We start from the raw sequence: 12,151 nt of genomic DNA, 5'->3' as shown, positions 1-12,151 counted from the left end.
TTTTCCATCCATCCTAGGTTTATTCATCCCCGTAAAAAGCGAAAGTCGGCGATTATAGCCACGACCATAAAAATCGCCTGCTGGCTGAAAGCGTGTGGAAACTGTTTTTTTTCGGTGGATGCGAGCGCCGGCAGCCTGACCAATCGAGCTTGGTAGGTCAGGTCGCGTTAACGTAATGTCTGGGCGCAAAAGCCCCTCAGGGCCTCAGCTTCCGTCATCTTTATGGCCTTCATCGTCCTGGCAACCCAACAATAACCGGCAAGGGAGCCAAACAAAGAGATTGTCGGCGATCTAGCTGGCGACAGCGACGGTCTCTTCCTGGCCGATAAGCGCCAATCGACCCGTCGGGTGGCTCCCGCAAGCGCGTCTTGAACCGTCGTGAAAAATTAGGACCGAGCGACCCGCTCAATCTCCCCCACCGCCATCTCCATCGCATCCTCCCGCGCACAATCCACCACCCGTCTCCGCTCAATCCCTCTTAACCAAGTCAACTGCCTCTTACACAACTGCCTGGTCGCAAAAACGCCTTTATCCCGCATCGTAAAGTAATCAACCACCCCATCCAAATACTCCCAAACCTGCCGATACCCCACGCATCGCATCGAAGGCATCGTCGGCGATAAATCACCTCTTGCCCGGAGCCTTTCCACCTCATCGATAAACCCACCCTCAAGCATCGCATCAAACCGCTTCTCAATCCGCTTATGCAGCACGCTTCTATCCGATGGTTCCAGCGCGATCGGCACAAACTCCGGCTCACCTTCCTGGCTCTTCTTCGGGTCTTTCAATATCGCCGATAAAGCCCTGCCGCTCAGCATAAAAACTTCCATCGCGCGCTGAATCCGCTGCGAGTCATTCGGCGCCAACCTTGCCGCAGTCTCCGGATCAACCACCGCCAATCGCGCATGCAAAGCGGGCCATCCATCGCGCGCGGCTTCTTCATCGAGCGCCGCGCGCACTTCCGGATTCGCCTCAGGCAATTCATTCAACCCGCGCGTCAATGCCATGTAATACAGCATCGTCCCGCCGACCAATAACGGAATCCGCCCACGCGCTTCAATCTCACCAACCAGCCTCAAAGCATCATTCCGAAACTGCGCGGCAGAATAAGCCTCGGTTGGATCGATAATATCGATCAAGTGATGCGGCGCAATCGCACGTTCTTCTTCGGTTGGCTTTGCAGTACCAATATCCATCCCGCGATAAACCAGCGCCGAGTCCACGCTAATAATCTCGACAGGAAACCGCTGCGCGAACGCGAGCGCCGCAGCGGTCTTCCCCGATGCCGTCGGCCCCAGCAAACAAGCCACGCGATGCACATCCCGCCGCGCGCTCATTGCCCGCGCATGAAAAGTCGATCGAGATCGCCGAGCGTCAATTGAAACCACGTCGGCCGGCCGTGATTGCATTGATCGCCGCGCTCGGTGGCTTCCATCTGACGCAGCAGGCCGTTCATCTCATCGAGTGTCAGCCGACGATTCGCGCGCACCGCGTGATGGCAAGCCAGCGTGCCGAGCAATTCATGCTGACGTTCGGTGAGAACGCGCGAGCCGCCATAAGCCTGCAAATCGGCGATAACAGCCCGAGCCAGCGACTGCAAATCGGCATCCTTTAATAACGCAGGAACAGCACGAATCGCAATCGATCCCGGCGACAGGATCGCGAGATCGAAGCCGAGCGCATCGAGCACTTCGCGTCCTTCTTCGACAACGCCCATCTCGACGGCGTCGACGGTCATCGTCACCGGGATCAGCAGCGGCTGAACGGCAATCGCCCGATCGGCGAGCGAGTTCTTGAACTGCTCATAAAGAATGCGCTCGTGGGCCGCATGCATATCCACGATGATCAAGCCCTGCGCGTTCTGCGCCAGCACATAGATGCCGTGAATCTGGCCGAGCGCGAAGCCGAGCGGCTGTTCATCCAAAGCCATATTCGGCGCGCCGGGCATTTCGGCGTACACGGGCGGCCTTGCCTCAGTAGGCGAATATCGCTCGGACGACGCCATCGAAGTCGTCCCGTCAGCCGTCCCCGCGCCGGTATCCCTTCGCCCGAACAACGCATCGTAAAGCGCCAACGGCTGCGCTACGGGCAGATTCCCCTGCGTCATCCGCGATTGCCGCAACCAGTTCGTGCCGTTTTCCGCTCTCGGCGCTGCCTGAGCTTCACCCGATCCCGCAAAAGGCCGCGCGCTAAACGATGCAACGCCGGTCGGCTGCAATTGCGCGGCATGCCCACCCGCAGTAGTTTCCGGCGACGCCCCCGCATTGCGCGCCAACGCCCGCTGCACGGCATGAAACACGTATTGATGAATCGAACGCGAATCGCGAAAACGCACCTCGATCTTCGATGGATGCACGTTCACGTCCACGGATTCAGGTGGCAAATCCAGAAACAGCACATACGACGGATACCGGTTCCCGTGCAGCACATCCTCATATGCGGCGCGCACGGCATGCGTGAGCAACTTGTCGCGCGCGAAGCGCCCGTTGACGAAGAAATATTGCTGATCGGCGCGGCCGCGGCTCGCGGTCGGCAAACCCGCGCAGCCATACACGGCGAGCGGTCCGGCGCGTTCATCGAGGGGAAGATGGGCCGTCGCGAAAACCTCGCCGAGAATCTTGGCGACGCGCGTGGCCGGATCTGACGCGTTCCAGTGCTCGACGGCCTTGCCGTTATGAATCACGGATATGGCCACATCCGGCCGCGCGAGCGCCACGCGCCGAATGACTTCCAGGCAATGCCCGAGTTCGGTCTGCTCACTTTTGAGGAACTTGCGGCGTGCGGGCGTGTTGAAGTACAGCTCGCGCACTTCCATGGTCGTACCGATGGTCCCGGCCGCCGGCGAGATCGCGCCAGTCTGGGCATCGATGCGCGTCGCATGCGGGCACGAGGCCGTGCGGCTGGTGATGAACAACTCGGAAACCGATGCGATCGATGCAATCGCCTCCCCGCGAAACCCGAGCGACGCCACCGCTTCCAGTTCGGCCAGCGAGCGGATCTTGCTGGTCGCGTGGCGCAACAACGCGAGCGGAAGTTCGCCGGGAGGAATGCCGCAGCCATCGTCCACGATCACGATCCGCTTCACGCCGCCTTCGTCGAGCGTGATCCGCAGGCTCGTCGCGCCGGCATCGAGCGCGTTTTCGAGCAATTCCTTCACCACGGACGCGGGGCGTTCGACCACTTCGCCGGCCGCGATCTGGCTGATCAACTGGTCGTGCAGGGGCTGAATCGCGCGCTGAAAGCGCGTCGTGGCGGGTGCGGACGACGTTGCGTCGGAGAAAACCGCGTCGGATGAATCGATGAGATCGGTCATGCCCAAATTATAAAGCCTCACGCCCGTGAACGATTTCAGGGCCAGACAGTCTCCATATGGCTTCGCGCCGCGAATCGGCCCGTACGCAAAAAAGCGCGCCGATTCACGCCAAAACCCGTAACCAAACGCGCCGTTGGTGAATTTTCGGGCAATGAGTTCGGTATCATGGCGCGACTGTTTTTTACGTAACGATGCCACCACGCGTGCACGTTGCCACCGCCAAATCCATCTTGATCGAGGCCCCATTTGGATACGCTGCTGTCATTCCTGAGTCTTATCCTCCACATCGACAAGTCGCTCGGCGTGTTTATCCAGCATTACGGCGGCTGGGTTTACGCAATCCTCTTCCTGATCGTGTTCTGTGAAACCGGGCTCGTGGTGTTTCCATTTTTGCCCGGCGACTCGCTGTTGTTCATCGGCGGCGCATTTGCGGCGAGCGGCTCGATGGACCTCGTTGCGCTGATCGTCCTGCTGCTGGTCGCGGCGGTTCTCGGGAACACGGTGAATTACTGGATCGGACGCGCAATCGGCCCCAAGGTTTTCGATACCAACATCCCCATCCTCGAACGATTCCTCGATCGCGAAGCGCTGCGCAAGACGCACGGCTTTTACGAACGTCACGGCGGCAAGACCATCGTGCTTGCGCGCTTCGTGCCGATCGTGCGGACGTTTGCGCCGTTCGTGGCGGGGGCGTCGGCCATGAACCATTCGCGCTTTCAGTTCTTCAACATTCTCGGCGCGCTGATCTGGGTTTTGCTGCTCGTGCTGCTGGGCTACTTCTTCGGCAATATCCCGTTCATCCGCCAATATCTGAATGTGATTGCGATCATCGGCGTGTGCGCCGCGATTGTTCCGATTGCGCTCGGCGCGCTCTGGAAAATGATGCGTCGCAAAGCCAAACCGTAAGCGTCGCCGCCGACCGCAATGCGCTCTTTCGCCGCAAAAACGTAAAAGGTTAGAATGCCGAATTGTCAGATCGATGTATCGAATATCGAGATGAACAATCCGGGTGTTTCATGAACAAACGTTAAATGTTTTATGCTGGCGAAGGTTGGCGAGGCAGGTTGCAAATGTTGGAACGAACGAGTCATACAACGGGATCGGCGCGCAATGACAATTGGCGCCGTCTCAAGCTGGCGGTGTTGGTGCTGGGTGTTTCGGCGCTGCTCGCGGGCTGCGGGATTTTTGGCTGCGGTGGCAGCGCAACGAACGGCGGGGCTTTCGGCGGATGCGGCGCCGGCATGCGGTTCTAGGCGCCCAAGCGCAGCCCGGATATATCGATAACAGTAGTCAGGGAAACGGCAAGCATGGCGGTATTGCGTTCAGGTAATTCGAGATTGGCAGCAGGCGGCCGGGGGAGCGTGGTCGGGGCGCTCGTTTCCATCGGCGTGGTGGTGCTGGTGGCCGGCTGTTCGTCGGCTATCACGCCGGCGCCCATTGTCGACCGGTCCACGGGCGGCGCGTCCGCGCCCGCGTCCATTCCTACAACCACGCCCGTCGCCGGGCCGGCTGCCGTTGCGCCGCCGGTTCAGCCGGAGGCCGGGCCAGGGTTTTATCGCGTGAAACCGGGCGATACGCTTTATGGCATCGCTCGAGCGCAAAAGCAGAAACCCGCCGACCTGATCAAGTGGAACAACCTGCCGGAAAGCAAGCAGGTGAATATCGACCAGTTGTTGCGCGTGGCGCCCCCGGGCAGCACGCCGGCAAGCACTGATGACTGGAGCAAGTCAGCTGCAGCAGCCAATTCCACGAAGTCGGGGCCGCCGATCATTGGCGGAGCATCGACGGCGGCGCCGGCCACGACGGCCACGACGGCCAGCAGCGCCGCAACGGCCAAGGAAGAAGCAGCCGATACCAGCACGCCTTCCGTCAACGCCAAGGGCGCATGGCTCGCGTGGCCGGCAGAAGGCAGCGTGATCACGAAGTTCGGGGAAAGCGGCAGCAAGGGTATCGATATTGGCGGGAAGGTGGGCGAGCCTGTGAAAGCCGCCGCCGCCGGTCGCGTGGTCTATGCGGGCAACGGTTTGCGCGCGTACGGCAACATGATCATCGTCAAGCACAGCAGCGACTACCTGACGGCGTACGCGCACAACAGCAAGTTGCTGGTCAAGGAAGGCGATACGGTGCGCCAGGGCACGCCGATTGCCGAAATGGGGACGGGGCCGACCAACAAGCCGCTGCTGCACTTCGAGTTGCGCAAGTCGGGGCAGGCGGTCGATCCGGTGCCATCGCTGAAAAAGGCGGGATGATCAACGGGGCGCATTGAGAGGTCGGCGCATATGAAAAGACTCATGCTTGCCGCCACGTGCGCGGCGGCCGTGCTGCTTGGTGGCTGCAACGAGAGCCAAAGCGAGGACGCCATGAACAAGTTGAAGTCGCTGTTCAACGCCGTCAAGCCGGACACGTTGTTGCTGAAGGACCTGACGCCTGGCGTGACCACCGAGGCGCAGATCCGCGACCAGATGGGCGAACCCGAAACCGCGCGCAACTTCACGGACGGTTCCAAACGCCTGGAATATCCTCGCGGGCCGGCAGGCACGACGACCTATTTCGTCGATATCGATACAGCCGGCAAGTTCGTATCCGTCACGCAGGTGCTGACGGCGCAGAACATCGCGAAGATCCGGCCGGGCATGACGCAGGACGAAGTGCGCCGGATTCTGGGCAAGCCGACCACCATTGCCGAATATCCGCTCAAGAAAGAGCGCGTGTGGAGCTGGCATTGGGAGGAGGGCGGCGTGACGCGCGACGCCATGTTCAATGCCCATTTTGGTCCGGACGGCATTGTGACCACCACCTCGCGATCCGAGGCGCTGGGCGGCGGCGCGCATTGAGAATTCCAAGAGCTCAAGTCAATCCCATGCACACTGAAAAATCAAAACACGCGCTCGAGCGCGAGGAATTGATGGCGCTGGCGGCGAGCTATCGGACGCAACGGGCGGCGTCGATGTCCGACTCGGCCGAGGGCTGGCAATGCGGGCGTGGCCACGCGTGGGACAGCACCTTGAGCGCGGCGCAGAACGTGCGCTGCATGAACTGCGCATCACAACGGCGCGAGCAACGTACCGAGCGGCTGAGGACGCTGGCGGCGGAGCGTGGTGGGAAGTTGGTATCGGCGGGTTATGTCGATGCCAGCACGGCGCTGGAATGGGAATGCGCGTTCGGCCATAGCTGGCAGGCACTGCCGGATCACGTGGCCCGGCGCTGGTGCGAAGAGTGTGCGAGCAAGCGCGTGTACGATCGTTCCGCGGCTTATTGATTTTTGCGGGACAAGGTCCTAGTACGCCGTATCCAGCGATACCCCCAAATGCTGGCGAAATACTTCCAGATGGTCATGCATCGCAGCGCGCGCCGCTTTGGCGTCCTGTTTTTCGATAGCCCGCAAAATCTTCTGATGTCCTTTCCAGGAACGTTCCGGCGCGCCCGGTAGCTCCTCGGTCAAAACATATCCGTCGCGAATTACTTCGCGAACCGGATCGAGCATTGTTCGCAAGAGGCGATTGTTCGCCGCTTCGCCAATGACGTCGTGAAACTCCACATCGAGTTCGGTGTAGGGACCGTGTTGATCGAGCACCTCGCCCATCTGCGCGACAAGCGCCTTCATCCGCTCGAGTTGCTCCGCGGTTCTGCGAGACGCGGCAAGCGCCGCGAGCTCTTCTTCCGCGCAGCGCTGCACCTCCAGCACCTCCCCAAGCATGTGCTGCCCACGCGGCGATGCAACGTGCGCGAACAGCACCATCGGATCGAGATAATGCCAGCGCGATTCGGGCAGCACAGTCATGCCCGAGCCGTGCTTGACCGCGATCAGGCGGCGGCTGACCAGCAGCTTGATGGCGTCGCGAATGGTCACGCGGCTCACGCCGAACTGCTTTTCCAGATGCGGTTCGGTGGGCAATGCCGAGCCCGGCGGATAAACGCCGTCGATGATGAGCTGGATCATCTCGGCGCCCACGCGTTCGCTGAGGGTCGAGCGTTTGATCGTGATGGGCGTTGCCGTCATGGTGAAAGTCTTGTGAAAAAAGCTTGCGGCGGCAGCCCTCGAAGGGGTTTCGAAGCCTCGCCGCATAGCCAATTTTAAACGATGCAACCCCTTCGAACCGTCTTGTGCAAGACCTGCACGAGTCATGGTAAACGATCATAAAGTCATATTATGACTTTATGAATTGTTGAATTATCATGCTTGGACCGACCGGCATTCAGCCGGCAATCATCGATACGACGAAGGAGACAAGGCCATGATGGAGACCGCGAGCACGCTGCAAAGGCGCACGGGCGTCGAGCGCTGGGGCATTCCCGCCGCGCTTTTCTGGGGCTATATCGCGGTGTTGATCTTCATGATCGGCGACGGCGTCGAGTCGAATTACCTCGCGCCGTATTTCACGCGCAATGGTTTCAGCATCGATTCGGCGGCGACCATCATCGCGTTCTACGGGGTGACCGTGACCGTGGGTTCATGGCTTGCGGGATCGCTTTCCACGTTGCTCGGGCCGCGCAAGGTCATGCTCGCGGGGGGCGCGATCTGGGTGATCTTCGAAGTGCTGTTTCTTGCGTTCGCGCTGCCATCGAAGAGTTTCTTGCTGATTGCGCTCACGTACGGATTGCGCGGTATCGCCTATCCAATGTTCGCGTACGCCTTCCTCGTCTGGATCCAGGCGGCCGCCCCGAGCGACCTCAAGGGCGCCGCGACCGGCTGGTTCTGGCTCGCGTTTACCGGCGGGTTGCCGACGCTCGGGTCGCTGGTCGCGGTTGTATCGATAGGCATGATCGGCGAGTACCCCACGTTCTGGCTTTCGCTCGGGCTGGTCGCGTGCGGCGTGCTGATCGCGGCGTTTGCAATACGCGAACCACGCGGGCGGGCGCCGTTTCTCGATGAGGCACACAGCGGGAAAAGCACCGGACGCATTCTGCTTGGCGGTATAGACATTCTCTGGCGGCGTCCGCGCATTGCCGCCGCAGCGCTGGTGCGCACCATCAACACAGCGCCTTACTTCGGCTTCTTCACCTTTCTGCCGTTCTTCTTCACCGAAAAAATCGGCTTCACGCAGCAGCAATACCTTTTGCTGATCACGATCATGGGTCTCGTCGGCATGAGCTTCAATCCGATCGTCGGACGGATAAGCGACCGGCTCGGCTGGCGGCGCGTGCTGACGTTCTTCGGGGGGATCGGCTCGGCCATCAGCATGTTGCTCATGTACTTCGTGCCGCAATACACCGGCCACAATTTCGCAATCGCCGTGGTCTGCGCGTGCCTCTACGGCATCACGCTGTGCGGTTATGTCCCGGCGGCGGCGCTGATGTCATCGCTTGCGGGACGCGAGGACAAGGGCAATGCCATGGCCATCTATTGCCTGAGCGCGGGGGTATCGACGTTTATCGGGCCGGTGCTTTATCGGGTGCTTAACAGCGCTGTCGGCATGGACGGCGTGGTGTGGACGTATGCCGTGCTGTATGTGATCAGTGCGCTGGTCTCGTGGTTCTTCCTGGTGTCGCCGGAAGATCCGGGCGAGTTGCGCGGCGCCTCGAACCGGCGCGATGCGCTCGAACGCACAAACGCTGCCTGAGCGCGAACGGTTCACGTTGAATCATCGATACAAGGACACAGGACATTCAATGCAGCATTACGACTACATCATCGTGGGCGCGGGGAGTTCGGCTTGCGTGGCGGCCGCGCGGCTCGTGCAAGAGGGCGGCGCACGCGTGCTGATGATCGAGGCGGGTCCGCGCGAATCCAGCCGCTTGCTCGGCGTGCCGGCGGGCTACATGAAGTTCCTCGCGCGAGACACGTATCTCACGATGCACAGCACCAAAGCGCAACCGCAACTCGACGGACGCGCGCCGATCGTGCCACAAGCCAAAGTGCTCGGCGGCGGCAGCGTGGTCAATGCGATGGTGTACATGCGCGGTCAGGCGGCCGATTACGATCGCTGGGACGCAGCGACGCGCGCGCCGGGGAAGGCTTCTATCGACTGGTCGTATGCCGCGATGCTGCCGCATTTCACCGCGCAGGAAGACAACGATCACCTCGCGGGTCCGTTTCATGGCGTAGGCGGCCCGTTGAAGATTTCCCACCTCGGCCATACGAGCCCGCTCAGCCGCGCCTACGTCAAGACAATGCAAGGCCTCGGCGTTCCGTACACGCCCGACTTCAACGGCGCGAACCAGTTCGGCGTGGGGTTCATGCAGCACACCATCGACTGGCGAACGCGCCAGCGTTGCAGCGCAATCGATGCATTCCTGCGGCCGGTGATGAACGACCCGCGCCTGACGATCCTGACGAACGCGCGCGTGACGCGAGTCTTGCTGGAAGGCGGCCGGGCGACGGGCGTTGAATATGTACATCGGAACCGCACGCAGACGGCGCGCGCCGATCGTGAAATCGTGCTCGCCGCGGGCGCGTATCAAACGCCCAAGCTGCTGATGCTTTCGGGCATCGGGCCGCGCGATGAACTCGAGCGCCACGGCATCGTGGTTCAGGTTGCGCTGGAGGGCGTTGGGAAGAACCTCCAGGATCACTATGAAGTGCCGGTGGTCGCGACGACCAAGGGCGCGTTCGGATATTACGGTCAGGATCGCGGCTGGCCGATGATCAAGGCCAGTCTGCAGTATCTGATGTTCAGGTCGGGACCGGCATCGACTACCGGGGTCGAGACCTGTGCGTTCTTCGATCCCGCCGGCAACAACGACGAACCGACTATCCAGATGTTCTGCGTGCCGACCATCTATCTTGATCGCGATGTGATGGGAACCGCACCCGGGCACGGTGTCACGATCAACGCGCTGCTGTTGCGGCCGCGTGCGCGCGGGTCGGTGAGGCTGGCATCGAATGATCCGGCGGCGGCGCCCGTGGTCGATACCGGCATCTTCAATCATCCGGATGATCTGCGCGTATCCATGTCTGGCTTCCGGTTCGCGCGCCAGGTGCTGGCAAGCCAGCCACTTGCCGATATGGTCGAGCGCGAGATCTTTCCGGGCCCCGAGGTAACAAGCGACGAAGCTATTGCCGCGCATTGCAAGCGCACCGTCAAGACCGGCTATCACCCGGTTGGGACGTGTCGCATGGGCCGCGACGATGATCCGCTTGCGGTGCTTTCGTCGGATCTGAAAGTGCGCGGCGTCGAAGGATTGCGTGTGATCGATGCATCGATGATGCCCACCATAGTCAGCGGCAACACGAACGCAGCGGTGATGGCCGTCGCGGATCGCGCTGCCGACTTGATGATGAACACATTGCGCATGACTGAACGTGGCACAGCCGTGCGAGACGCCGCATGACGAAACTTCAGACGCTGAAAAATGCGCTCGATGATTGGGATCTCGATGCCGTCCTGCTCAATCGTCGCGACTCGCTCGCATGGCTTACCGATGGCGCCAGCTTTCATGTGGTCGAGCGCTCGGAGCTGGCCGTCGCGCATTTGCTCGTGACGCGGGACGCAGATACGCAACCTGTGTTGCTTGCGCCGGACAACGAAATGCCGCGTTTCATCGATGAAGAGGTGATGCCGTTCGAGTGCCGCTACGTGACCCATCCCTGGTACGAGAACGGCGACGCGCAACTCGCGGCATTGTTGAAGGACAAGCACGTTGGCAGCGATACACCACGTCCATACGCGCTCGATGCGTTCTCGAAACTCGTTGCATTGCGCTCGGTGCTGACGTCTGCCGAGCAACTACGTTATGAGGAGTTGGGACGTGATGCTGCGAACATCGTGGAGAATATTTGTTCGCGTGTTGAGCCGGGATGGACAGAACGGCGAATCGAAGCCGAGCTTTTTGCTGCATGCGTTGCGCAAGCGATTCGACCGGTGTGCGTGTTGATTGCGGCGGATGATCGTATCGATAAATACCGGCATCCTTTGCCGCTTGCCAACGCCGTGCGCCGCCGCGTGATGGTCGTGCTCGGCGCGGAACGCCACGGCTTGAACGTCAGCCTGACGCGCATGGTGCATTTCGGCGCCGTGCCGGAGACGCTCGATCGTGCGCGTGAATCCACGCTTGAGATTCATGCAGACTTGCTCGATGCGACGCGGGCCGGGCAGTCGTACGAGCGGTTCTTCATCGATATGAAAAATGCCTATGCGCGAGCCGGTCACCCCGACGCCTGGCGCGCGCATCATCAGGGTGGTCCGACGGGTTATGCGTGCCGGGAAGCGATCATCACGCCATCGAGCGAGGGTGCAATGTCCAATGATCAGGCCTTTGCTTGGAATCCGGGTTTGCGCGGCGCGAAAAGCGAAGAGACGGTATTGCTGACGGCATCGGGCGTGCGCTGCCTTACGCGTGGCGACAACTGGCCCGTGCGCGTGATCTGTCGAAACGATGCCGAATTTGTCCTTTCGGATTGGCTCGTGAAGTAACGCTTTCAAACGCCACACAACGTCGCGGCAAAACTATTTTCAAATTCTCTGGAATAGACCGGGAAAAAATGGGTTCGCCCTATTACCAACCCGTTAAACACTCTGGAGTCGAAAATGAAAAAGATTGCCCTGTTCGTGATGTCCGCCGCTGTTCTCGTGTCGTCGAGCGCTTTTGCTCAAGGCCTGACCCGCGCCGAAGTTCAACAGCAACTGGTTACTGCCGAGCAAGACGGTTCGCGCCTTGTCAGCAACGCGTCGTACCCCGATGTCGCCCGGATCTATTCGAATCAAGTCGCCCAACAAGACGGCGCCAACGCATACGGCGGCGTGGCTGCGGGAACGAGCGCGAGTTCATCGCGGATTGCCAATGTTGGCGGTTCGAGCCACGAAACGTGTGTCGGCCCGGTCAGCTTTTGCAACCTGTATGCAGGATCGTAATGAATCGATGGACGGACGGCTTGCTGATCAAGCGTGAGCCGTCTGT

General features: G+C 60.7%; 11 protein-coding genes. 8 read left to right on the top strand and 3 right to left on the bottom strand.

What is annotated here, in order from left to right; translation table 11 throughout:
- Positions 1-386 precede the first annotated feature (386 nt).
- Positions 387-1,337 carry a tRNA (adenosine(37)-N6)-dimethylallyltransferase MiaA gene (gene miaA, locus HB633_RS20050; RefSeq protein WP_213779926.1) on the bottom strand — a complete coding sequence of 317 codons (951 nt, stop codon included), beginning with the start codon at positions 1,335-1,337 and terminating at the stop codon, positions 387-389.
- Positions 1,334-3,313, bottom strand: coding sequence for a DNA mismatch repair endonuclease MutL (mutL, locus tag HB633_RS20045; RefSeq protein ID WP_213779925.1), 1,980 nt, complete (start codon positions 3,311-3,313; stop codon positions 1,334-1,336). Before mutL ends, miaA begins: the two co-directional genes overlap by 4 nt.
- A gap of 246 nt (positions 3,314-3,559) precedes the next feature.
- On the opposite strand from mutL, the gene HB633_RS20040 reads away from it, so the two are divergent.
- The 4 genes from HB633_RS20040 to HB633_RS20025 all read left to right on the top strand — a co-directional run bounded on the left by HB633_RS20040 (position 3,560) and on the right by HB633_RS20025 (position 6,572).
- Entirely contained in the window at positions 3,560-4,219 is a 660-nt protein-coding gene (locus HB633_RS20040; protein ID WP_213779924.1) for a VTT domain-containing protein, read from the top strand.
- 401 nt (positions 4,220-4,620) lie between these two features.
- Positions 4,621-5,562, top strand: coding sequence for a peptidoglycan DD-metalloendopeptidase family protein (locus HB633_RS20035; RefSeq protein WP_213779923.1), 942 nt, complete (start codon positions 4,621-4,623; stop codon positions 5,560-5,562).
- Between the two features lie 30 nt (positions 5,563-5,592).
- Positions 5,593-6,147 carry an outer membrane protein assembly factor BamE gene (gene bamE, locus HB633_RS20030; RefSeq protein ID WP_213779922.1) on the top strand — a complete coding sequence of 185 codons (555 nt, stop codon included), beginning with the start codon at positions 5,593-5,595 and terminating at the stop codon, positions 6,145-6,147.
- A 26-nt stretch (positions 6,148-6,173) separates the two neighbouring features.
- Complete coding sequence (locus HB633_RS20025; RefSeq protein ID WP_213779921.1) at positions 6,174-6,572, top strand: hypothetical protein; 399 nt, start codon at positions 6,174-6,176, stop codon at positions 6,570-6,572.
- Positions 6,573-6,590: 18 nt separating this feature from the next.
- On the opposite strand, the gene HB633_RS20020 is transcribed toward HB633_RS20025, so the two are convergent.
- A complete protein-coding gene (locus tag HB633_RS20020; protein ID WP_213779920.1) occupies positions 6,591-7,313 on the bottom strand; it encodes a FadR/GntR family transcriptional regulator in 723 nt (240 codons plus the stop codon).
- Positions 7,314-7,548: 235 nt separating this feature from the next.
- On the opposite strand from HB633_RS20020, the gene HB633_RS20015 reads away from it, so the two are divergent.
- From HB633_RS20015 to HB633_RS20000, 4 genes are all read left to right on the top strand, one after another.
- Positions 7,549-8,874, top strand: coding sequence for an MFS transporter (locus HB633_RS20015; protein ID WP_213779919.1), 1,326 nt, complete (start codon positions 7,549-7,551; stop codon positions 8,872-8,874).
- On the top strand, positions 8,846-10,585 hold the full coding sequence (locus HB633_RS20010) for a GMC family oxidoreductase N-terminal domain-containing protein (protein ID WP_213779918.1): 1,740 nt from the start codon (positions 8,846-8,848) through the stop codon (positions 10,583-10,585). Before HB633_RS20015 ends, HB633_RS20010 begins: the two co-directional genes overlap by 29 nt.
- Complete coding sequence (locus tag HB633_RS20005; protein WP_213779917.1) at positions 10,582-11,667, top strand: M24 family metallopeptidase; 1,086 nt, start codon at positions 10,582-10,584, stop codon at positions 11,665-11,667. Before HB633_RS20010 ends, HB633_RS20005 begins: the two co-directional genes overlap by 4 nt.
- A 114-nt stretch (positions 11,668-11,781) precedes the next feature.
- The gene (locus HB633_RS20000) at positions 11,782-12,105 is read left to right on the top strand and encodes a DUF4148 domain-containing protein (protein ID WP_213779916.1); all 324 of its coding nucleotides are present in this window, start codon (positions 11,782-11,784) and stop codon (positions 12,103-12,105) included.
- The last annotated feature ends 46 nt before the right edge of the window (positions 12,106-12,151 follow it).

It is taken from the genome of Caballeronia sp. dw_276 (assembly GCF_018449635.1).
In the GTDB taxonomy this organism is placed as follows: Bacteria; Pseudomonadota; Gammaproteobacteria; order Burkholderiales; family Burkholderiaceae; genus Caballeronia.
This window is presented reverse-complemented; position numbering and strand designations above follow the sequence as displayed.